Origin of the sequence: Methylobacterium marchantiae (assembly GCF_042679825.1) — a bacterium.
Lineage (GTDB): Bacteria > Pseudomonadota > Alphaproteobacteria > Rhizobiales > Beijerinckiaceae > Methylobacterium > Methylobacterium marchantiae.
In genome coordinates this window covers 59,900-78,217 of the sequence record NZ_JBHTND010000010.1, presented here as the reverse complement: position 1 = coordinate 78,217, position 18,318 = coordinate 59,900, and the positions used below count along the sequence as shown (strand labels likewise).

The window sequence follows — 18,318 nt, the reverse complement described above, 5'->3', positions numbered from 1 at the left end:
TCGTGCTGGGTCCCGGCTCACCTTCCGCTTCGCTGCAGGCGGCCGGGAAGGGGGGGCTGTCTCACGGGTTGGGCTTTGGCATCCACCCTCCCGAGTCCCCAGACGCCCGGAGCGCAGCGGAGGACGATCCGGGGTCCATCCGAGGAAGTCGCGAAGCATCCGTGGCACCGCCCGGCACGAGCCGCTTTCGCGGCGCTCGTCGTGCCGGGTCCCGGCTCACCTTCCGCTTCGCTGCAGGCGTCCGGGAAGGGGGGCCTGTCTCACGGATCGGGCTTTGGCATCCACCCTCCCGAGTCCCCGGACGCCCGGAGCGCAGCGGAGGACGGTCCGGGGCCCATCCCAGGAAGCCGCGAAGCATCCGTGGCGCCGCCCGGCACGAGCCGCTTTCGCGGCGCTCGTCGTGCTGGGTCCCGGCTCACCTTCCGCTTCGCTGCAGGCGGCCGGGAAGGGGGGGCTGTCTCACGGGTTGGGCTTTGGCATCCACCCTCCCGAGTCCCCGGACGCCCGGAGCGAAGCGGAGGGCGATCCGGGGCCCATCCGAGGAAGTCGCGAAGCATCCGTGGCACCGCCCGGCACGAGCCGCTTTCGCGGCGCTCGTCGTGCTGGGTCCCGGCTCACCTTCCGCTTCGCTGCAGGCGGCCGGGAAGGGGGGCCTGTCTCACGGGTTGGGCTTTGGCATCCACCCTTCCCGAGTCCCCGGACGCCCGGAGCGAAGCGGAGGGCGATCCGGGGCCCATCCGAGGAAGTCGCGAAGCATCCGTGGCACCGCCCGGCACGAGCCGCCTTCGCGGCGCTTCTCGTGCCGGGTCCCGGCTCACCTTTCGCTTCGCTGCAGGCGGCCGGGAAGGGGGACGTCACGACGGATCTGGATAGGCATCCATCAGCCTCCGCAGGTCGGCGGCACGGGTCGCGTCGCGTCGACCCTCTCGACCGGTGGCGGCGATCAATTCGCGGGGCGTCGCCGCCCAGAAATCGCGCGGGCTCCAGCGCAGGATGCCCAGGCCCAGCGCCATCGCCTCGTCCCACGGGAAGGCGGAGGAGGCCTCCGGCGCAGGCCCGCCCGTGGGATTCAAGGGTCCGGCGAGTCGGCCCCGAAGGCGGCCGCGAGCGCTTCGCCGAGGGCCGTGGCGATCGGCTCGATCCCGCCCGAGAGCGGCAGCCGCGCCACCGCCTCGTCGTCGAGGTCGTGGCCGCCGCCGCGCAGGGTCGCGCCGAGGAGCGCGATGAGGTCGCGGCTGGCGAGCTGCCCCTGCGCGAACCGCGCGGCGAGGCCGGTGAGGTCGGAGGCGCCGAGGGCCGCTTCCAGCTCCGCCAGGGCTCCGAGGGTGAGGCACAGGGTGTAGCGCCGGTCGCCGATCGCGACGGAGACCTCTCCGCGCCTGCGGTTCGCCATCACAGGCTCGCGAAGGTGAGGGGGCCGGCCGAGTCGAGGGCCATGTCGAAGGTCACCTCGCCGGCATGGTCGCCGCGATATTCCAGGCTGGTGATCTGGAACGGGCCCTGGATCGTGCCGAAGGCGGGCACCACGATCTGCAGCGTGTCGATGATGCCGTCGAAGAACATCTGGCGCAGCCGCGCATCGGAGGCCTCGTCCCGGAAGACGCCGGACCCCGAGACCGCGGCCCGGCGCACCCCGGCCCCGGCCAGCAGCTCACGCCAGCGCCCGACGGAATCGGCGGAGGTCACGTCGACGGTCTCGGCATTGAAGGCGAGCTGCCGCGCGCGCAGGCCGGCCACCGCCGTGAAACCCGCCCCCTCGCTGATCCGGATGAGGAGGTCCTTGCCTTTCTGGGCACTCATGGGGTCGCTCCTTGAAGCAGGTTTCGCAAAGGTGGTCGCCGGTTCTGCGCAACAAAACCTGCGTCGTTTCAAAGACGCGAACCCGCTCAGGAGGTCGGCAGCCGCTCGGTGACGGCCTGGAGGGTGAGGGTGGCGCGGGTCTCGCCGCTGCGCTCGTCACGCTGGGACGACAGCGCCTCGACCCTCAGGAGCGAGAGGGCATGGCCGGCGGGTGCCAGGAGCGCCTCGTGCAGGAGCGCGGCGGCGCGGCCGGCGGCCTCGATGGCGCTGCGGCCGGAACCGGGCTTCCCGAACAGGATCAGCCCGAGGCGATGGGTATGGCGGAGCGCGCCGTCGACGGAATCGTCGCGCATCTCCGAGGGGCCGAACAGGGCGTAGACCGGCGCGGCGCCGCGCGGCGGCTCGTCGTGGATGCGGACATGGCCGCCCATCAGCCGGCCGAGTTCGGCATCCTCGCCGAGGGCGGCGAGGATGGCCGCCCGTAGCGCCAGGAGCGGATTGGCGGGAAGGGACAGGGCCTCGCTCATGACGTCGCCCCCGCTCCGGCCTCGATCAGTTCCTCGACCTCGCAGACGAGGTCGCGCCCGCGCCCGTCGGGGTCTCCCGCCGCGCGGATCGCGAAGCGGCGCGGGCCGGAGACGAGCCGCATGGACGGCGTCACGTCGGCCCGGTAGGCGATGCGGATGCGATGGGTCGCCACCGCATCCGAGCGGCCGCCGCGCGCACGCTCGGACTGGCCCGTCCCGTCGAGGGTCCCCCACAGGAGCGGGCCGGCGACGTAGCGGCGCAGATACCCGCCGAACCCGTCCGGGTCGTCGACGAAGCGTTCGAGCACGTAGCGGCGGCGCCGCGCGCCGATGGGCGGGTGCGTCATGGCGGAGCTCCGGGGATCGAGGATCAAAGGCGGATCCGGCGGTGCGGCGCGATCAGCGCCTCCACCACCGGCGGAAGGGCGACGGGCAGGTCGCCGCGATGCTCGAATCCATGGGCCGCGAGGAGCCGGATCGCCTGGGCGAGTCCCGGCGGCACGGGCGGACCCGCGCCGCCATGGCCGGCATCGACCTCGATGAGGGCCGCCGCCTGGGAGAGGGAGGGAAGGGCGGGCGAGACGACGAGCGCCGGCGCCTCGACGGTATCCGGGCCGAGCCGGACGAGGCCGGAATCGAAGGCGGTCACGACGCCCGTCGCATCCACCGAGCCGGCACTCGCCAGGGCGACGACGGGGCTCAGCGGCAGGGGCACGACGGAGTCCGCGGGCCAGGCGGTGAGCATCAGCCGATAGCGCCCGGGCGCCAGGACGCGCCGCGTCGCCAGCTCGACCATGGCGCGGGCCGAGGCGATCAGGCTCTCCACCAGCGCGTCCTCGTCGGTATTGTCGGGGTCGAGCCGCAGGTGGCGGCGCATGTCGGCCAGGCTGACCGGCTCGACGATGGCGGCGTCGACGCGTATCGGGATCATCGTCGTCTCCGGGTGGGGAGGTGGAGAGGAACAGGCGGAATGGCTCTCGACGGACGTTCGACCGGGCTGGCGCTGATGCTCGGGCTCGCCGCCGCGCCCGCCTGCGCCGTGGTCGGCGGGCGCGACGCGCCGGAATCGGCCGCCTCGGCCGTGATGGTGCTGTCGTCGAATGGCGGCGTGTGCAGCGGGATCGTCGTGGCGCAGGACGCGGTGCTGACGGCGGCCCATTGCGTGGCGGGCGGCGCGCGCAAGGCGGGGACCGAGCACCGGGTGCATTTCCGCGACGAGGCCGGTCAGCCGGTGCTGCTCGACCTCGCATCGCGCGCCATCCATCCCGGCTACGATGCCGGCGCCATCGCCGGCCGCCGGCGTTCCATCGATCTGGCCCTCGTCCGCACCGCGACGCCGCTGCCCGCCCGCTTCCGGCCGACCCCGTTGAGCGATGCGATGCCGCGCGCCGGCGAGACCCTGATTCTCGCCGGCTACGGTGTGTCGAAGCCCGGCGAGGCGCGCAGCACCGGCACCTTCCGCAGCGCCACGCTGCCGGTGGTCGAGCCTTACGGACAGAGCCGGGTTCTCGTGTGGATGAAGCCGTCCGGCGGAAAGTCCGGCGAGGTGTCAGGTGCTTGCCAGGGCGATTCCGGCGGGCCGATCTCGGCCGCACCCGGCACCGTGCCGCTCGCCGTCTCCGCGTGGGTCGGAAGCGGCGCCTGTACCGGCATCTCGCAGGGCATCCTGCTCGGACCGCAGCGCGACTGGATCGACCGGACGCTCGCGGGCTGGGGGATCTCGGCCCGCTGGTCGGCCCCGTGACGCGGCGACGGAACCCGGAGCTTGGCCGGGTCATTGCCTTAGGCTAGGTTCGATTTTAGGGACGTCCGGGGTTCAGGCCGGGCGCGGGAGAGACACGATGTTCGCGACCGCGCTCCGCAGGGCCGTCGTCACGGCTTTGGTCGGACTGATTCCGGCGCCGGCGCTGGCCGTCATCAACGGCGAAGTCTCGCGCGATCCCAACGGCCTGCGCGCCTCGGTGGTCCGCATCGAGAGCACCCAGGGCGAGATCTGCTCGGGCACGCTCATCGGTCCCGATCTCGTCCTCACCGCCGCCCATTGCGTGATGCATCAGGCCGGTTACAGCGTGATCGCCGTCGACCGCTCGTTCCGCCAGCGCCGCATCCTCGCCATCGCGGCGTCGATGCATCCCGATTTCGTGCCCGGCACCACGCCCGAGGACCAGCCGGGCATCGACCTCGCCCTGATCAAGCTGTCCGAGCCCCTGGGCGCCGACTTCCAGCCCCTCGACCCGCGCGGCGGCGGCACCATCGGCACCGGAGAGGCGGTGGACATCGCCGGCTTCGGCGTGGTGGCCGAGAACCGCCGCAACACCGCCCGCACCCTGCGCCAGGCGCATCTGGTTTCCATCGGCTCGCTCCAGGTGGCCAACACCGTCACGGTGGTGACCGACCGGCGCAAGCTCGCGGAGACGGCGGGCGCCGGCGCCTGCCTCGGCGATTCCGGCGGGCCGATCCTGCGCGGCGGCCCCGGCGGCTACCAGATCGTCGGCGTGGTCAGCTGGTCGAGCGGGGCCATGCGCCAGGACAAGCGCGCCCGCACCGCCTGCGGCGGCTTCACGGCGGTGACGCCCATCGGCGAGCATGCGAGCTGGATCACGTCGCGCGCCGCCGAGATGGCACAGCTCCAGTCGGGCGACGCCACCGGCGGCTTCCGCCGCTCCAACCGGTCCGACTGGATGGCGCGGCCGGGACGGCGCTGAGGCGCCGCATCCGACCGACGCGCCCCTACTCGTAGGCGACGGCGGGGCCCGTCACCTGAACCTCGACATCGAAGTCGCGGAAATGATGGGGTAGCTCCCGGGCCGCGGCCGGGGAGTGCGCGAAGACCTTCATGGTCCAGTCGTCGCCGTTCTGGTTCACGCCCAACCCCACGGAGCAATCGACCCGGCCCGTGATGTACTCGGCCACGAAGGCTTCCTTGGCCGCCACGGCAGCCGGCTGGGACGCTAGCAGTTTGTCACGCGAGGCAACCATGTCACGCTCCTGCGTCAGGGGTGTAGACTTCGAGGTCGAGGGCATCCAGCACAGTTCGGCCATGCTCGTCGTCCCAAAAAATCAACCTGAGATTTATTTCTAGGGCAATCGTGCGAACTGAGAAGGCCTTCCTCCCTGAACGGGCACAGCGATGCGTTGAAATCCAGGAGTTGTACCCTGAAATCCACAACCGGTGGTGGGCCTCGCCATACGTCAGGTTCTGCGCCGGTGCGGGGAGCCGCCCCCGGGACGGAGTCCCGGAGGCGATCGCATCTCACGCGAATTTCAGCAGCTTGATCGCGTCGAAATCCTGCACGCCGCCGCCCACGCGCTTGGTCGTGTAGAACAGCACGTAGGGCTTGGCGGAATAGGGGTCGCGCAGGACCCGCAGGCCGGCACGGTCCACGATCAGGTAGCCGCGCTTGAAGTCGCCGAAGGCGATCGAGAGGCTGCTGGCCGCCGCATCCGGCATCGCCTCGGCCTCCGCCACGGGGAAGCCGAGCAGGGTCGCGACCCGGTCGGCCGAGAGCGGCGGCTGCCACAGGTAGTTGCCGTCGGCGTCCTTCATCTTGCGGATCGTGCTCTGGACCTTGCGGTTCATCACGAAGCTGGCGTTCTGGCGGTAGCCGGCGCGCAACGCATAGACGAGGTCGAACAGCACGTCCGACGGGTTGGCGGTGGGGAAGGCCCCGGCCGCACCGGTGCCGACGAAGCCGAGCTTGCCCGGCACCCAGGCCGAATTCGCCACATTGTCCACGGCGAGGAAGCCGCGCGGGCGGCTGATGCCGTTGCCGGTGACGAAAGCCACGCTCTCCTGCTCGGCGAAGGCGGTCTCGACCTCGTCGGCGAGCCAGGCATCGATATCGACGATGGCATCGTCGAGGAGCGTCTGGGTCGCCGCCGGCATGGCGTAGAGTTCCATGGCCGGGAAGCTCAGCTCGGAAAGGGCCGGTGCGTCGGTCTGGGGCCGCGCCGCGGTCTCGGCGACCCAGCCCGAGACGGCATCGGTGGTGGAGACGGCGCGCTTGTAGAGCCCGCCGGAGATGGTGCGCACGGTGGCGAGCGCCCGGATCGGCGAGAGGTTGGCGAGGCGCCGCAGCACGTCGCGTTCCACCGTCTGCGGCACGAGATAGCCGCCATCGGGGCCCGAGCCGGCCGAGAGCGCCTTCTCCTCCAGGCGCTTGAGGCCGCCGCTCTCCCCGGCGCGGACATAGAGGTCGAAGGCGGCCTTGTGCTCGACGGAAGCCGGGTCCGGACGAGCCGGCCCGTCCCCGCCCAGGGGAGGACGGCGCCCGTCGAGGGTCAGCCGGTCGAGGCGGTGTCGGGCGCTGTCGAGGGCCGCATCGATGCGGGCGAGCTTCTCCTCGGTGAGGACGTCGCCCGGGCGGCGGCCCTCCAATTCGGCGAGGCGGCTGTCGTTGGTCTCCTTGAAGGCCTCGAAGGCGCGGGAGAGTTCGCCCATGGCCGCGCCCACCTCGGCGTCGGAGGCGGGGCGCGCCGCCTTGTTCTCGAGGGGGAAGGTCGGGTCGGCCTTGGTCTCCGGGGCGGCGGAAGCGGCGGTCTGCGAAAGCTGGAGCATCATGCGAACCTCTTGGGTGGGACGGAGGAGGAAAGGGCAGCGACCGTCCGCGCGACGACCGGCCGGGCGGAGGGCGAGCCACGCGGGGCGAGCCGGCGGGCGAAGGCGCGCAGCTCCATGGCGAGCGGCGCCGCCGGCCCCTCCGGCACCGCGGCGCGCGCCCCGGGCAGGAGGGGAAAGGTGACGAGGGAGATCTCCCACAGGTCGATCGCCAGGAGGCGGCGCAGGCCCCCGCGCTGAGGGCTCGACCGCAGGGTGCGAAAGCCGATGGACAGCCCGTCGAGGCCGCCCTCGCGCATCAGCGCGTCGACCTCGCGCCCGCGCTGGACGGCGAGGTTGATCACCCCCTCGACGCGCAGGCCGCGCGCATCCTCCCGCAGGGAGAGCCAGCGCCCGATCGGCTCGGCCGGATCGTGCTGGAACAGCATCCGCACGCCGGCGGCCCCGCGCTGCCCGAGGCTCGCCGCGAAGGCTCCCGCCGACACCACGTCGTTGCCGAGATCGGCCACGCCGAACAGGCTGGCATAGCCGGTGAAATGGCCGTCCATGGCGGGCTCCGGATCGAGGGGGATGACGGGTGGAACGCAGTGGGATCATCTCCTCGAGACGAGGCTATCCCTGGATTCCCGCATGCCGCTCCACATCGAGGACGATGAGACGGCGGGGCTCGTGGCAAAGCTTGCGAAAGCGACCGGCGTGACCAAGTCCGAGGCCGTGCGCCGGGCCGTCACGGCCGAACTTGGCCGGCTGAGCCCACCGGTGCCGCTGCGCGAACGCCTCGCCGCCTTGCGTGCCCGCCATCCGCTGCCGAAGCCCACGGGGCAGGCCGCCGACAAGGCTTTCTTCGACGAGTTGAGCGGGGAATGACTCTCTTCGTCGATGCCTCCGCCCTGATCGCGCTCATCGCCGGCGAGGCGGAGGCCGATACCCTCGCGGATGTCCTGGAGGACGATCCGGACAGAGTGTGTTCGGCGCTATCGCTCTGGGAAACCATCGCCGGCCTCGTGCGCAGCTACGCCTTCACCGTCGAGGCAGCCCGCGAACAGGTGCGCCTCACCTGCGAGGAAGCGAACATCCGGCTCGTTCCGATTGCCGGGCGCGAGTTCGAACTCGCCGCCGAAGCCTATGAGCGCTTCGGCGAAGGCCGGCATCCGGCGGCCCTCAACATGGGCGATTGCCACGCCTATGCCTGCGCGAAAGCACAGGGTGCGGCCCTGCTGTCCAAGGGAGACGATTTTATCCTCACGGACATCGTTCGGGCGAAACGCTCCTAACGACCCACCGCCTCGCGCTCCTCCGCCGCGATGGCTGCGATGGCCACACATCTCGCGGGCCGCGCGGGTCCCCTCTCCTGGAAGGAGAGGGAGCACGTCGCGCCATGCATCAGCGACGGAGGATGTCTCGTCACCCGCGAAGCGGCACTCGATCTGCAGCATGCGGGTCAGGATGATCGACCAATATTGCGAATACGTATCGAGCTTTCGCTTCTCTATTCACAGGGCAAAGACAATATTCGCGTCCGGCTCGATGCGAATCACGAAGTGGGGACTGGCATGCGCCTGACAAATAAGCTGCGCGGCACGGCTGTCCGGCTGTCCGGCTGTCCGGCTGTCCGGCTGTCCGGCTGTCCTGCTGTCCTGCTGTGCCTGATTCTGCCGACCGTCGCATCGGCCGCCGATCCGACCGCGGAAGCCCAGGCCGCGGCGTCCCGCTGAGACCAGACCTACAATTCCGGCGACATGGATGGCCTCAAGGGGCTCTACGCGACCGATGCCATGGTGATCCCGAAGGGGGCCGCCGTGTCCGGCGCCGAGGGGATCGGCGCGTTCTTCGCCGGGCTGAAGGCGAAGGGGTTCGACGACCCCGAGATCCAGGTGAAGTCGGCGCAGATGAAGGGCGACCTGCTCCTCGTCACCGGCCGCTGGGCCATGAACGGCCCCGGCGAGGGCGGCGCGAAGAAGGCCTTCGAAGGCAACTGGGTCAACGTGCTGGAGCGGCAGGGCGACGGCTGGCGCACCGTCCTGCACAGCTGGAACTGATCAGGCCGGCGTGGCCGCCCCGTAGCCCACCGCCTCGCGCTTCTCCGCCTCGGTGAGGAAATCCGCCGCCTGCACCCGGCGCCAGAGCGATTCCCGCTCCGGTGCCAGCGCCTCGATCGCGTCGAGATCGGGTTCCAGCCGGGCGGGGCCGAAGGCGGGCTCCAACCATTGCGCCAGGCTCTCGGCGGTGCGGCGCGCCAGCGGGATCACCGTCTGGCGGTAGAAGGCACGGTTGGCCTCGGCGTAGTTGGCGTGGGTGTTGTCGCCCGACAGGCCCAGCAGCAGGGGCGGGACGCCGAAGGCCAGGGCGATCTCGCGGGCGGCCGCCGCCTTGGCCTCCACGAAATCCATGTCCTTGGGCGAGAGCGAGAGCGGCTTCCAGTCGAGGCCGCCCTCCAGCAGCAGGGGCCGGCCGGCATTGGCGGCCCCCTGGTAATTGGCCTCGAGCTCGCCCTTGAGACGCGTGAACTGCGCCTCGCTCAAGGTCGCGCCGTTGGAGGTGGCGTAGACCAGTGCGCCGGAGGGCCGCGCGGCATTGTCGAGGAGCGCCTTGTTCCAGGCCCCGGCGGCATTGTGGATGTCGAGCGCCACGGCCGCCGCCTCCATCGGCGAGAGGCCGTAATGGTCGTCCGCCGGGTGGAACAGGGTGAGATGCAGGATCGGCGGCACGCCCTCGCGGAGCTGGTCGTGGCGCAGGGTGCGTCCGCCCACGTTATAGTCGTAGGCGATGGGCCAGCCGTCGGGGCCGGGCACCACCCGCATCCGGTCCGGGCGCAGGGCGTGCAGCTCGCGCGGGGTGCCGTCGAGGCTCACCGCTTCGAGATAGGCGTTCCCCGAGACCATGAGATGGCCGTACAGCGTCTCCAGCAGGCGCGCGCCGCCCTCGCGGGCATTGGGCCGGGCGAGGAGGGCCGTGAGCGGATGCGGCTCCGGCCGGTCCGTCAGCACCAGCGGCAGGGAGGCCGCGGCCTCCGCCACCAGCCGCACCGCCCGGTGGACGATGGCGTTGCGCTGGAAGCCCTCGCGGGCCAGCGCCCCGAAATCCCGCGCCGTCCAGACCGCCCGGCCCTCGCCGTAGAAGGCGAGGCCGATGCCGGAGACCGGAGCCGCCTTGGTGCCGGGCACGGAGAAGGTGGCCCGCGCGAGGCGGGTGAGAAGGTTCGGCATGGACAAGGCGCCCTCACTCAGAATTGCATCGCGTATTTAGAGTTGCATCGTTCCCGAAATGCGGCGACGCTCACCGACGCCCGAAGGCCTTGAGGGACCTGTCGGAGCTTGAGCGGCGATCTCGGGGAGGCGGAATCATGAGCAAGGGGCGCGGATCGAAGTCACGATCACAGGGCGGGCAATCCAGATCCGCGGGACCCGGTATTCAGCCGATCGTGTCCTCCCATCCCATGGCCGGGTCGATCGAGCGTTTGACGGGCCGTTACCTGATCTTGCTCGGGTCCGATGAAGCGAACGCCGCGCAGAGCCATCTCAACGACATGGCCGGGCTCAAGCTCCAGAGCATCGGAGGTTCCGAAGCTCTTCAGATCGACGAGATTTCCATCGCTGAGGGCGAGGGGATCGTCTTTCACGAACTCGGAGTCGCCGTCGTCAACTCACCGCCGGATCAGATCGCCGCCGTCAATTCCGCCGTCGCGCAATCGTCGGCCCTGCATCTGATGGAGCCCGAGCGCTACGTCCACACCTATGGAACCGTGGATCTGGATTACCTTCGCGGGTATCGCGATGCCGTCAATCACCTCTACGACACGATGACGGGCGCCGAGCCGGGCGGCGGCGGCCTCGGCACCCGGATGCAGGACATCGCCTATGACGAAAGTCAGTTGTCCTGGGGGTTGCAGGCGACACGCGTCCCCGACAGCCGCTTCACGGGACGCGGCATCAAGATCGCCGTCCTCGATACGGGGCTCGACCTGACCCATCCGGATTTCACCGGCCGGACCATCGTTTCGCAGTCCTTCATCGCCGGCCAGGGAGTTCAGGACGGCAACGGCCACGGGACCCATTGCTGCGGACTGGCGGTCGGTGCGCGCAGGCCCCAACACCTGCCACGCTATGGCATCGCCTACGATGCCGACCTCTATGTCGGCAAGGTTCTCGACAATAGCGGACGCGGCACGGATGCCGGCATCATCGCCGGCCTCCAATGGGCTCTGTCCCATGATTGCGAGGTCATCTCGCTGTCCCTGGGCAGCGCCGTCGAACGTGGGCAGGCCTATTCGGCGGTCTTTCAGCAGATTGCCGCGCGGGCGCTGGCCAAGGGCTCGCTGATCGTCGCGGCCGCGGGCAACGACAGCGATCGCGCCCGGGGGAAGATCAATCCCGTCAGTCATCCGGCCAATTGCCCCGACATCTTCTCCGTCGCTGCGGTGGATCGCAGTCTGAAGATTGCCTGGTTCTCGAATGCCGGTCTCAATCCTGGCGGCGGCAAGATCGACCTTGCTGCCCCGGGGATGGATGTCATGTCGAGTTGGCCCTCTCCCGACTTCTACAAGGCGCTCGACGGAACCAGCATGGCCGCGCCTCACGCGGCGGGCATTGCCGCGCTCTTCTCGGAATCCGCGCCATCGGCACGGGGTCGCTCCCTCTGGGCGTACCTGATGCAGCGGGCCAAGCCCTTGTCCGCCGACAGCAAGGATGTCGGTGCCGGCCTGATCCAGGCGCCACTCGCGTAACGGTCGGCCGAAGCCTATATTCGCACGTGTGACGAGCCCCTTCGAGACGGCGGCCCGGACACGAGGAGTAATCCGATGACTCAGGTCGCGCTGAATATGTCGGTGAGTGACCCGGATCGTTTCCAGGCCATCCTGAAGGAGGCCGAGGGGCTCGGCCTGGTCGTGCATGCGGCCTACGAAGACTTGGGCATCGTCAGCGGGTCCATCGACAGTGGCGCGGTGGCGGGTCTCAGGCGAATCTCGGGCCTGACACTGGAGCCCGACCGGACCGTCGCCGCGATGCCGTCCCCCGGCCGGGCCGCGCGCTCATAGGACACGCGCCGCTCACATCCGCCTGATCCGGGGCTCCGACCTCTGCCCCAGCATCAGGTGGGTGAGCGCCCAGACCAGGGCGTCGAGGCGGTCGGGCGAGGCGCCGCTGGAGAGGCCGTCCGGGCCGAAATCGCAGAGCTCGTCCTCGAGCGCCGGCAGGCTGCCCACATGGTGGATGCGGCCCTGGGCGTAGAGGATCGAGACCGGCTCGGCCCGGAGATACTTGCCCCGCGTCGCCCGCACCGGAACCACCGGCACCGAGGCATCCACCTCGGCGATGACGGCGATGGCCATCTCGCCGCCCTGGTTGACCTCGACCACGAGGCTGTCCGCCTCCAGGCGGTGGTAGAGGGCCAGAGCCGCGCCGGCCCAGGCCTGCGGGCTCGCCCGACTCAGGGTGGCGTCGGCGATGACGTAGGCGTGCCCGTTGGAGCCGAGCCCCACGGCGACGATCCCGCAGGCATCGGCCCCCGCCTTCGAGGAGGCCGGCGGGTCCACGGCGACGACGATGCGGCCGAAATCCGGCGCCCGGTCGATGCGCGCGGCCTCGATTCCCTCCCGCGTCCACAGGGCGTCGGGACGGTCCTCGATCAGCTCGCCGTCGAGTTCCTGGCGCCCGAGCCGGGTGCCGGCATAGCGGCCCACCACCGTGTCGAGGAAGGACGGCGCCAGGTTGGCCGCATTGTCGGCGGTGCGCGAGCGGCTCACCACCGTGAGCGGGTCGGCGAGGATGCGGCGGATCAGCGGGATCGGCCGGGGCGTCGTGGTGACGAGGTTGCGCGGCCGGTCGCCGAGGCGCAGGCCGAACTGGATCATGTCGTAGGCGGCGTCCGGCCGGCGCCATTTGGCGATCTCGTCGGACCAGGCGGCACCGAATTGCGGACCGCGCAGGGTGTCGGGCTCCTCGGCCGAGAAGGCCATCGCCACGGCGCCGTTGTCCCATTCCAGCCGGCGCCGCGAGGGCGCCCAATGCGGCCGCGGCCCCGCCAGCGACAGCAGGCCGGACGGCCCCTCGATCATCACGTCGCGCACGTCGGCATAGGTCTCGCCGACGAGGGCGATGCGGCCCACCGCCTGGGTGCAGAAAGCCGGGTCGCCATTGGCCAGGGCCCGCACCCATTCGGCCCCGGTGCGGGTCTTGCCCGAGCCGCGCCCGCCGATCACCGCCCAGGTGGTCCAGTCACCCTGCGACGGGCAGGGCGGGAGCTGGTCGGTCCGGGCGTTATGGAGCCAGTCCGAGGCCAGCGCGCGGATCAGGTTCGGCGGCAGGCTCGCCAGGAAGCCCGGCATCCGGCCGCTCGCCGAGGCATGCCGCATAGCGCGCCGCGATTGCCGCGCGCAGGGCGGGCAGGGCGTCGGACCCGTCGTCGCCCTCGTCGTCGTCGTCTTCGTCGTCATCGGCCGGGAAGCGGGACGCGTCATCGATCCACTCCCGTTCATCGCTCGCGAGGTCGTCGAGCAGCCGCTTCAGGCCGCCGAGATCGCGCAGCACCTTCGCCGAATCCAGCGCGGGCGGCGCGTCGCCGGCCAGGGCCGCGTCGAACCGCGCGATCTGGCGGCCGATATGCTCGCGCAACGCCGAGTCCAGCTCCTCGCCCGACAGCGGGGCCGGTGGAAGAGACTCGTCCGGCGCCGAAGGCCTGCCCGGGCGCGCCCGCGGCTTGTCGCCGAAACCGCAGGCGCGGAACAGGGCCGAGGCGCCGCTGACGGTGCCGCCCAGCGCCACGGCGAGCGTGCCGGCCGCGACCTCGGGCATCGCGTAGAGCCGCGCCACGGCCATCCGCCTCGCGGGCCCCCAGCTCCTCGGATCGAGCCGACGCTTCGAGTCCCTCGCGGTCTGGCGCCAGCCGTACCGGCGGTTCCAGTCGCTGATCGTCCTCGAGGTGACGCCCGTCCGGGCCGCGACCTCGATGCCGGTCATCGTCGTCTCCCGCATCAGCTTGGCGGCGATCCTGATGGTCTCGGCGGGGCGGCCCATCTCTCGTCCCCTCTCGTCACACTTCTTGAGCGTTCCTCATTGGTACCCCAGGAGCGTCACGCTTGCAAGCATAAATTCCTATCATCAGGATTTTATCATATCGCGGGTTCAGGGAAACGGCCACGTTCGAACCGAGCGCGGGCGCGCTCGCCAAGGCGCTCGGCCTGCCCCGATCGCGCATCGCGCGCACCGTGAAGGAGGAGATCGGCATCGGCACCGACACGGCCCTCCGGCCGGCCCGCTCCTTCGGCACGTCGCACCCACTCTGGCTCGACCTCCAGGCCGAGGTCGAGAGCGAAACCCTGCTTGCGAAGATCGACCCGGAGCTGGATTGAATCGAACCGCTGGCGGATGTCGCCGCCTGAGGGCAAATGTGACGGTCTAGGCTCCACCTTGAAGGTCTGCGTTGGGTGGGTTGTGACGGTCGGCCTTTGATCGAGAGTTGAAAGAAGCAGGCGCAGCCGTCGCGCCCGCTCACGACGTCTTTGCGAACGCAATGCGTTGGTTCGCTGGATGCCTGATCATTTTGGATGAGTGAGATCGGACGGAAACCACCAGGATTGAGGTGCATCTTAAGCTATGCCTCTCCGATAGTTATTGCAGCGTAAACGGTAGTCAATTTAAATCCGATTTAAAACTACCAAGCAATATCTATATTGTGTATTTTTGCAGTTAATTGCTAATGCGCATGATGTACATCTGTGATATTTTGATATAATTCCATTAAACTAAAATAATTCCTGAAGTTAAATCTTCGCATCAATATGAGCTAAAATTCATTACAAAATCTTCAGTGTGTCGGAAAAGACGCTTTACGAATGTTGATGTCTGCGGAACTATTGCTCTGAGCAAGGAGGCGAAAATGACGCAGTTGCCGCAGGATCGCTACCCAGATCGAGTCGACCCGGACTATGATTCGGATGACAAGAAGGACCGTAGGCGAGACGAGAAGCCTGATGCGGATCGGGAAGACGAAGAGAAACGCAAGGACGATAAGCGTGAAAGAATGCCACCCGGTGGGCCTCGACCAGATCGATATCCAGATTAAATACTTGAACACAGTTTTATTTTTATCCAGCTAACTTCAGCGATTTGTGTAAATCAGTGATGTAAAATAGCGCATAGGTGACCCGTGAAAGTCCGATCTCTAGCGGCAATGTTAGTGCTTATCTGTTTTCAAGTGGGATGCACTGGCATCGGGGTGGTTGGAATTGTCGCCGAACGACAGGAGTATAATGAAGCCGTGAATTATACGTCTGCGCAGCAGACGCTGATTAACCTAGTTCGTGTCTACAATCGCGAGAACCCTACTTTTTTGAGTGTGGCAGACATCACCAGCAACAAAAGTATATCGGCGAGTCTAAATGGGGGGTCTAGTAACCTGGGAGCTCTGCTCCCGATCGGCGCATTAACAAGCATGGTTAGCGTGAATGAACAGCCTGTTGTCAAATATTCAACAACCACAGGCTTCGAGTTAATTAGGCAAATATCTACACCAATATCGATAAACAGCATATTCCAGCTATCTAGCTCCAACGCGCCGATGCTGCCGCTCTTAATACTAACATTGAATCGGTTCACACCCGAATTTGGAGACTATTTTAGAGCTATAACGATGTTGAACTCTCTCGATACACTCGGAGCCATTACGATCCAGCAAGTCGGCCTTGATGTAGTATCGGTGCGGTATAATCCTTCAGGAATGGTGAGTAGGCCGGTAGCCGGTAATGCAGAAGACGCCCTTATTCTGTGCTACAGAGCAGAATCTTATGCGACACTGGCTCGTCATTTGTGGTCGCAGCTCACTGCGATATTTAAGCAGGGTAATAGTAAAGAAATTCTCTTGATTACGAGTCCGACAAAATCTAGAGAAACATATATTCTTCCTAGGTCGGCACAAGGAGCGTTAAGCGTTAGTGGCAACGATCACGACATTGCCTTCTTGCCGAGCGAAGAGATTGATCGCGTCATCAATGAAAATCGGCATCAGGGAAGCTGCTTGCAGGATTTTTACTTCCTTGGACGTGATGAACTAAGTGCGCCGGATGCATGGCAGATTTATTATAAGTCGATCTTATCGACAGCGTCAGCAAGTATGATACAATACGATTTCAGGCGAGTTGCAAGTCAGCGAGCTCTGATTCTAGTGCAAACATCTAGCGCTCCCCTTTCAAATGCTTTCGTTAGCTACGAACGACGCGGAGTCTGGTATTCGATAAGAGACGACGATGTTATTTCTAAGCGAAATTTCTCCCTACTTTCTACAATTACTATAATACAAGCTCTTCCAGCCGCACCTCCTACTCCTACAGTTACATCCATTCAGTTAAGGAATTAGTTGCTACGGCATGCTTCTGTGGTTGGCTGAACGGCAGTAAGAGTTGTGACGAGGAGAGTTCTCTTCTGAATTGCCATCGACCTTGGCTTTCCGCCCCAAGCCGATTGCGAGTAGCTGCTGCCCTATGACCACTTTTAGGAAATCCTTATGACATTTCTCGCAGCTGACATCGGTCGACACCGAGTGGTTCGCTCTACGGCCAGGTGAGAAAAGCAGAAACCAAATCATCAAGGAAAAAGATGATGAACTACTATAAGTAAGAAAAACGAAGTAATCATCAGGGCGACCAGCCCGATCGTGAGGTAGCTTCGCGTTGCCTCTATGAGGGGGATGTCGTTCTCATCGATCTTGAAAAAGCGAGCCTCGTCTCGTGATACGGTGATTGAGCGACCGAATACCCCGAAGCCGTAAGGGTATCTGCCCTGCAATTTTCGACGAACGCGCCGATAAAGTGCTATTGCCAGGGCATTGCCGGCCAAAAAACAGAGAACTACGACGGCGAGCGGTGCAAGTCCTCTCATGCGCACGACCTCATGACCACGACGATATCGTAATCCAGAGGTCCCGTTCACCCAAGATCCGCCGAGGATGAGCCTTCGCCATTCACGAGAGGGCGAGTTTAGGTCCGCTTTCTGGCAACGCCGATGGAAGCTCGGGCGTCTCGGTCGGGTCGAAAGCCCCCCGCGCCAGAAACACTCACCGCCAGCGTCCGACCCGCGCAATCCCGTTCAAACGATCCCGCTCTCCTCCGCCGGCCAAGGCCTCCCCAGCCGCTCGGCGACCCTGGCCGGGTCGTGCCCCACGGCGGCCACGGCCGCCTCGACGTCTTCGATGGGGGTCTGGAAGGTGCGGGCCCAATAGGCCTTGTCCCTCGGTTCGGTCAGGGCGACCGTGCCGGGTGCCTCGGGGCGGGAATCGGGCATGGAATCTGTCGCGCTCATCGGCGGGCTTCCTCGGCTTCGGTGCCGGGGCGGTCGCTCGGCTCGTCGGGCGTTTCCCGGACCTGGCCGGTCACCGTGTCCTTCGGGCCGGTGGCGGCGCTCTCGGATTCCGGAGTCTTCGGCGGTCCCGCGTTCTTCGAGACTTGGCCGTTCCTCGAGACTTGGCCGTTCCGCTGGTCGTCGGTCGACGAGGCCGGATCCTCGTTCGCCTTGGTGTTCTCGGACATGCGCCGCTCCCTGTTCCGCCGGGGCAACGCACGAGAATCGCGGGCGGTTCGGCTCAGTCGAGATAGCTCAGCGCCACCCCCGTCCTCGGATGGGGGAAGACCCCCATGCGGACGCCGTAGATCGCCTCCAGCCGCTCCGGCGTCACGATCTCCGCCGGCGTTCCGCGGGCGATGAGGCGTCCGCCATGCAGGGCGATGAGGTCGTCGCAGGTGGTGGCCGCCATGTTCACGTCGTGCAGCACGACGATGACGGTCAGCCCGCGCTCGCGGGACAGGTGGCGCACGAGGGCGAGCACCTCGATCTGGTGGGCGATGTCGAGGGCGGCGATCGGCTCGTCGAGGAGGAGGCAGCGCGCGTTCTGCGCCACCAGCATGGCGAGCCAGACGCGCTGGCGCTCGCCGCCCGAGAGGCTGTCCACCATGCGCTCGGCGAAGGGCGTCACCTTGGTGAGGCGCATCGCCTCGGCGATGGCCTCGCGGTCGGCCGGGCCCGTCCGGCCCAAAGCCCCGTGCCAGGGATAGCGGCCCATGGCGACGAGTTCCCGCACCAGCAGGCCGGGCGCCAGCGGCGTCGTCTGCGGCAGGTAGGCGACCTCGCGGGCGAAGGCGCGGTCCCCCAGGGTCGCGATCGGGTCGCCCCTGAACAGGATGCGGCCGGTGCTCGGGGCCTGCTGGCGGCCGAGCAGCTTGATCAGGGTCGATTTGCCCGACCCGTTATGGCCGATGAGGCCGATGACCCGGCCGGCGGGGATCGAGAGGGTCAGCGGCTGCAGCAGCACGCGGCCGGGAACCGAGAAGCCGACGCCGTCGAGGGCGTAGACCGCCTCGTCCCGCAGCCCCGGCGCGGCATCGTGGCGGGAATCCGCGTCGGCTCGGCTCAAGGACTCGGCTCGGCTCAAGGACATCGTTGGCCC

Annotated in this window: 23 protein-coding genes and 1 pseudogene; 9 read left to right on the top strand and 15 right to left on the bottom strand. The window is 67.6% G+C overall.

Annotated elements, in window-relative coordinates:
• Nucleotides 1-854: 854 nt before the first annotated feature.
• From ACFQ4G_RS09385 to ACFQ4G_RS09360, 6 genes are all read right to left on the bottom strand, one after another.
• Nucleotides 855-1,073 (bottom strand): phage tail assembly chaperone, encoded by a 219-nt coding sequence (locus ACFQ4G_RS09385; RefSeq protein ID WP_379040126.1) that lies wholly within the window; start codon nucleotides 1,071-1,073, stop codon nucleotides 855-857.
• Nucleotides 1,070-1,393, bottom strand: a complete 324-nt coding sequence (locus tag ACFQ4G_RS09380) for a gene transfer agent family protein (RefSeq protein ID WP_238209105.1) — start codon at nucleotides 1,391-1,393, stop codon at nucleotides 1,070-1,072. Before ACFQ4G_RS09380 ends, ACFQ4G_RS09385 begins: the two co-directional genes overlap by 4 nt.
• Nucleotides 1,393-1,800, bottom strand: coding sequence for a phage major tail protein, TP901-1 family (locus ACFQ4G_RS09375; RefSeq protein ID WP_238209104.1), 408 nt, complete (start codon nucleotides 1,798-1,800; stop codon nucleotides 1,393-1,395). Before ACFQ4G_RS09375 ends, ACFQ4G_RS09380 begins: the two co-directional genes overlap by 1 nt.
• A gap of 86 nt (nucleotides 1,801-1,886) precedes the next feature.
• Complete coding sequence (gene gp17 / locus ACFQ4G_RS09370; protein WP_238209103.1) at nucleotides 1,887-2,327, bottom strand: tail completion protein gp17; 441 nt, start codon at nucleotides 2,325-2,327, stop codon at nucleotides 1,887-1,889.
• Nucleotides 2,324-2,674 (bottom strand): head-tail adaptor protein, encoded by a 351-nt coding sequence (locus ACFQ4G_RS09365; protein ID WP_238209102.1) that lies wholly within the window; start codon nucleotides 2,672-2,674, stop codon nucleotides 2,324-2,326. Before ACFQ4G_RS09365 ends, gp17 begins: the two co-directional genes overlap by 4 nt.
• A gap of 23 nt (nucleotides 2,675-2,697) precedes the next feature.
• A complete protein-coding gene (locus ACFQ4G_RS09360) occupies nucleotides 2,698-3,258 on the bottom strand; it encodes a head-tail connector protein (RefSeq protein WP_238209101.1) in 561 nt (186 codons plus the stop codon).
• Between the two features lie 39 nt (nucleotides 3,259-3,297).
• Between ACFQ4G_RS09360 and ACFQ4G_RS09355 the strand changes: the two genes are divergently transcribed.
• Both ACFQ4G_RS09355 and ACFQ4G_RS09350 read left to right on the top strand, forming a co-directional pair.
• Nucleotides 3,298-4,071 (top strand): S1 family peptidase, encoded by a 774-nt coding sequence (locus ACFQ4G_RS09355; protein WP_238209100.1) that lies wholly within the window; start codon nucleotides 3,298-3,300, stop codon nucleotides 4,069-4,071.
• 97 nt (nucleotides 4,072-4,168) lie between these two features.
• Nucleotides 4,169-5,032 carry a S1 family peptidase gene (locus tag ACFQ4G_RS09350; protein WP_238209099.1) on the top strand — a complete coding sequence of 288 codons (864 nt, stop codon included), beginning with the start codon at nucleotides 4,169-4,171 and terminating at the stop codon, nucleotides 5,030-5,032.
• Between the two features lie 25 nt (nucleotides 5,033-5,057).
• Here ACFQ4G_RS09350 and ACFQ4G_RS09345 read toward each other — a convergent pair whose 3' ends face one another.
• The 3 genes from ACFQ4G_RS09345 to ACFQ4G_RS09335 all read right to left on the bottom strand — a co-directional run bounded on the left by ACFQ4G_RS09345 (nucleotide 5,058) and on the right by ACFQ4G_RS09335 (nucleotide 7,433).
• Nucleotides 5,058-5,306: a hypothetical protein gene (locus ACFQ4G_RS09345; RefSeq protein ID WP_238209098.1), complete on the bottom strand. Its 249-nt coding sequence runs from the start codon at nucleotides 5,304-5,306 to the stop codon at nucleotides 5,058-5,060.
• Between the two features lie 274 nt (nucleotides 5,307-5,580).
• Entirely contained in the window at nucleotides 5,581-6,885 is a 1,305-nt protein-coding gene (locus ACFQ4G_RS09340; RefSeq protein WP_238209108.1) for a phage major capsid protein, read from the bottom strand.
• Entirely contained in the window at nucleotides 6,885-7,433 is a 549-nt protein-coding gene (locus ACFQ4G_RS09335; protein WP_238209097.1) for an HK97 family phage prohead protease, read from the bottom strand. The genes ACFQ4G_RS09340 and ACFQ4G_RS09335 overlap by 1 nt, the downstream gene beginning before the upstream one ends.
• A 22-nt stretch (nucleotides 7,434-7,455) precedes the next feature.
• Between ACFQ4G_RS09335 and ACFQ4G_RS09330 the strand changes: the two genes are divergently transcribed.
• The 4 genes and pseudogenes from ACFQ4G_RS09330 to ACFQ4G_RS09315 all read left to right on the top strand — a co-directional run.
• A complete protein-coding gene (locus tag ACFQ4G_RS09330) occupies nucleotides 7,456-7,752 on the top strand; it encodes a type II toxin-antitoxin system VapB family antitoxin (RefSeq protein WP_238209096.1) in 297 nt (98 codons plus the stop codon).
• Complete coding sequence (locus ACFQ4G_RS09325; RefSeq protein ID WP_238209095.1) at nucleotides 7,749-8,159, top strand: type II toxin-antitoxin system VapC family toxin; 411 nt, start codon at nucleotides 7,749-7,751, stop codon at nucleotides 8,157-8,159. Before ACFQ4G_RS09330 ends, ACFQ4G_RS09325 begins: the two co-directional genes overlap by 4 nt.
• Before the next feature lie 39 nt (nucleotides 8,160-8,198).
• Nucleotides 8,199-8,600, top strand: coding sequence for a hypothetical protein (locus ACFQ4G_RS09320; protein WP_238209094.1), 402 nt, complete (start codon nucleotides 8,199-8,201; stop codon nucleotides 8,598-8,600).
• A 15-nt stretch (nucleotides 8,601-8,615) separates the two neighbouring features.
• Nucleotides 8,616-8,924 (top strand): annotated as a pseudogene (locus ACFQ4G_RS09315) (YybH family protein); the annotation flags it as partial.
• On the opposite strand, the gene ACFQ4G_RS09310 reads toward ACFQ4G_RS09315, so the two are convergent.
• Complete coding sequence (locus tag ACFQ4G_RS09310) at nucleotides 8,925-10,091, bottom strand: phage portal protein (RefSeq protein WP_238209092.1); 1,167 nt, start codon at nucleotides 10,089-10,091, stop codon at nucleotides 8,925-8,927.
• A gap of 215 nt (nucleotides 10,092-10,306) precedes the next feature.
• Between ACFQ4G_RS09310 and ACFQ4G_RS09305 the strand changes: the two genes are divergently transcribed.
• Together ACFQ4G_RS09305 and ACFQ4G_RS09300 are read left to right on the top strand one after the other, a co-directional pair.
• Nucleotides 10,307-11,608 (top strand): S8 family serine peptidase, encoded by a 1,302-nt coding sequence (locus ACFQ4G_RS09305; RefSeq protein ID WP_238209091.1) that lies wholly within the window; start codon nucleotides 10,307-10,309, stop codon nucleotides 11,606-11,608.
• Between the two features lie 75 nt (nucleotides 11,609-11,683).
• A complete protein-coding gene (locus ACFQ4G_RS09300; RefSeq protein ID WP_238209090.1) occupies nucleotides 11,684-11,920 on the top strand; it encodes a hypothetical protein in 237 nt (78 codons plus the stop codon).
• 12 nt (nucleotides 11,921-11,932) lie between these two features.
• Here ACFQ4G_RS09300 and ACFQ4G_RS09295 read toward each other — a convergent pair whose 3' ends face one another.
• Together ACFQ4G_RS09295 and ACFQ4G_RS09290 are read right to left on the bottom strand one after the other, a co-directional pair.
• Complete coding sequence (locus tag ACFQ4G_RS09295; protein ID WP_238209089.1) at nucleotides 11,933-13,210, bottom strand: DNA-packaging protein; 1,278 nt, start codon at nucleotides 13,208-13,210, stop codon at nucleotides 11,933-11,935.
• Nucleotides 13,143-13,898: a hypothetical protein gene (locus ACFQ4G_RS09290; RefSeq protein WP_238209088.1), complete on the bottom strand. Its 756-nt coding sequence runs from the start codon at nucleotides 13,896-13,898 to the stop codon at nucleotides 13,143-13,145. The genes ACFQ4G_RS09295 and ACFQ4G_RS09290 overlap by 68 nt, the downstream gene beginning before the upstream one ends.
• Nucleotides 13,899-14,089: 191 nt before the next feature.
• On the opposite strand from ACFQ4G_RS09290, the gene ACFQ4G_RS09285 reads away from it, so the two are divergent.
• Nucleotides 14,090-14,233 (top strand): hypothetical protein, encoded by a 144-nt coding sequence (locus ACFQ4G_RS09285; protein ID WP_238209087.1) that lies wholly within the window; start codon nucleotides 14,090-14,092, stop codon nucleotides 14,231-14,233.
• Nucleotides 14,234-16,964: 2,731 nt separating this feature from the next.
• On the opposite strand, the gene ACFQ4G_RS09280 is transcribed toward ACFQ4G_RS09285, so the two are convergent.
• From ACFQ4G_RS09280 to ACFQ4G_RS09270, 3 genes are read right to left on the bottom strand one after another with little or no spacing between them, the layout of a single operon-like run.
• Complete coding sequence (locus ACFQ4G_RS09280) at nucleotides 16,965-17,159, bottom strand: DUF3606 domain-containing protein (protein ID WP_238209107.1); 195 nt, start codon at nucleotides 17,157-17,159, stop codon at nucleotides 16,965-16,967.
• Nucleotides 17,160-17,173: 14 nt separating this feature from the next.
• A complete protein-coding gene (locus ACFQ4G_RS09275) occupies nucleotides 17,174-17,404 on the bottom strand; it encodes a hypothetical protein (RefSeq protein ID WP_238209086.1) in 231 nt (76 codons plus the stop codon).
• 53 nt (nucleotides 17,405-17,457) lie between these two features.
• The gene (locus ACFQ4G_RS09270) at nucleotides 17,458-18,309 is read right to left on the bottom strand and encodes an ATP-binding cassette domain-containing protein (RefSeq protein ID WP_379040125.1); all 852 of its coding nucleotides are present in this window, start codon (nucleotides 18,307-18,309) and stop codon (nucleotides 17,458-17,460) included.
• Nucleotides 18,310-18,318: the final 9 nt, after the last annotated feature.

What these genes read in the sequence shown, in the direction of transcription:
- ACFQ4G_RS09310 (WP_238209092.1), bottom strand. Translation starts at nt 10,091, where the DNA reads ATGCCGAACCTTCTCACCCGCCTCGCGCGGGCCACCTTCTCCGTGCCC.
- ACFQ4G_RS09275 (WP_238209086.1), bottom strand. Translation starts at nt 17,404, where the DNA reads ATGTCCGAGAACACCAAGGCGAACGAGGATCCGGCCTCGTCGACCGAC.
- ACFQ4G_RS09345 (WP_238209098.1), bottom strand. Translation starts at nt 5,306, where the DNA reads ATGGTTGCCTCGCGTGACAAACTGCTAGCGTCCCAGCCGGCTGCCGTG.
- ACFQ4G_RS09380 (WP_238209105.1), bottom strand. Translation starts at nt 1,393, where the DNA reads ATGGCGAACCGCAGGCGCGGAGAGGTCTCCGTCGCGATCGGCGACCGG.
- ACFQ4G_RS09325 (WP_238209095.1), top strand. Translation starts at nt 7,749, where the DNA reads ATGACTCTCTTCGTCGATGCCTCCGCCCTGATCGCGCTCATCGCCGGC.
- gp17 (WP_238209103.1), bottom strand. Translation starts at nt 2,327, where the DNA reads ATGAGCGAGGCCCTGTCCCTTCCCGCCAATCCGCTCCTGGCGCTACGG.
- ACFQ4G_RS09295 (WP_238209089.1), bottom strand. Translation starts at nt 13,210, where the DNA reads ATGCCGGGCTTCCTGGCGAGCCTGCCGCCGAACCTGATCCGCGCGCTG.
- ACFQ4G_RS09335 (WP_238209097.1), bottom strand. Translation starts at nt 7,433, where the DNA reads ATGGACGGCCATTTCACCGGCTATGCCAGCCTGTTCGGCGTGGCCGAT.
- ACFQ4G_RS09330 (WP_238209096.1), top strand. Translation starts at nt 7,456, where the DNA reads ATGACGGGTGGAACGCAGTGGGATCATCTCCTCGAGACGAGGCTATCC.
- ACFQ4G_RS09375 (WP_238209104.1), bottom strand. Translation starts at nt 1,800, where the DNA reads ATGAGTGCCCAGAAAGGCAAGGACCTCCTCATCCGGATCAGCGAGGGG.
- ACFQ4G_RS09340 (WP_238209108.1), bottom strand. Translation starts at nt 6,885, where the DNA reads ATGCTCCAGCTTTCGCAGACCGCCGCTTCCGCCGCCCCGGAGACCAAG.
- ACFQ4G_RS09360 (WP_238209101.1), bottom strand. Translation starts at nt 3,258, where the DNA reads ATGATCCCGATACGCGTCGACGCCGCCATCGTCGAGCCGGTCAGCCTG.
- ACFQ4G_RS09270 (WP_379040125.1), bottom strand. Translation starts at nt 18,309, where the DNA reads ATGTCCTTGAGCCGAGCCGAGTCCTTGAGCCGAGCCGACGCGGATTCC.
- ACFQ4G_RS09290 (WP_238209088.1), bottom strand. Translation starts at nt 13,898, where the DNA reads ATGGGCCGCCCCGCCGAGACCATCAGGATCGCCGCCAAGCTGATGCGG.
- ACFQ4G_RS09320 (WP_238209094.1), top strand. Translation starts at nt 8,199, where the DNA reads ATGGCCACACATCTCGCGGGCCGCGCGGGTCCCCTCTCCTGGAAGGAG.
- ACFQ4G_RS09300 (WP_238209090.1), top strand. Translation starts at nt 11,684, where the DNA reads ATGACTCAGGTCGCGCTGAATATGTCGGTGAGTGACCCGGATCGTTTC.
- ACFQ4G_RS09365 (WP_238209102.1), bottom strand. Translation starts at nt 2,674, where the DNA reads ATGACGCACCCGCCCATCGGCGCGCGGCGCCGCCGCTACGTGCTCGAA.
- ACFQ4G_RS09355 (WP_238209100.1), top strand. Translation starts at nt 3,298, where the DNA reads ATGGCTCTCGACGGACGTTCGACCGGGCTGGCGCTGATGCTCGGGCTC.
- ACFQ4G_RS09350 (WP_238209099.1), top strand. Translation starts at nt 4,169, where the DNA reads ATGTTCGCGACCGCGCTCCGCAGGGCCGTCGTCACGGCTTTGGTCGGA.
- ACFQ4G_RS09280 (WP_238209107.1), bottom strand. Translation starts at nt 17,159, where the DNA reads ATGCCCGATTCCCGCCCCGAGGCACCCGGCACGGTCGCCCTGACCGAA.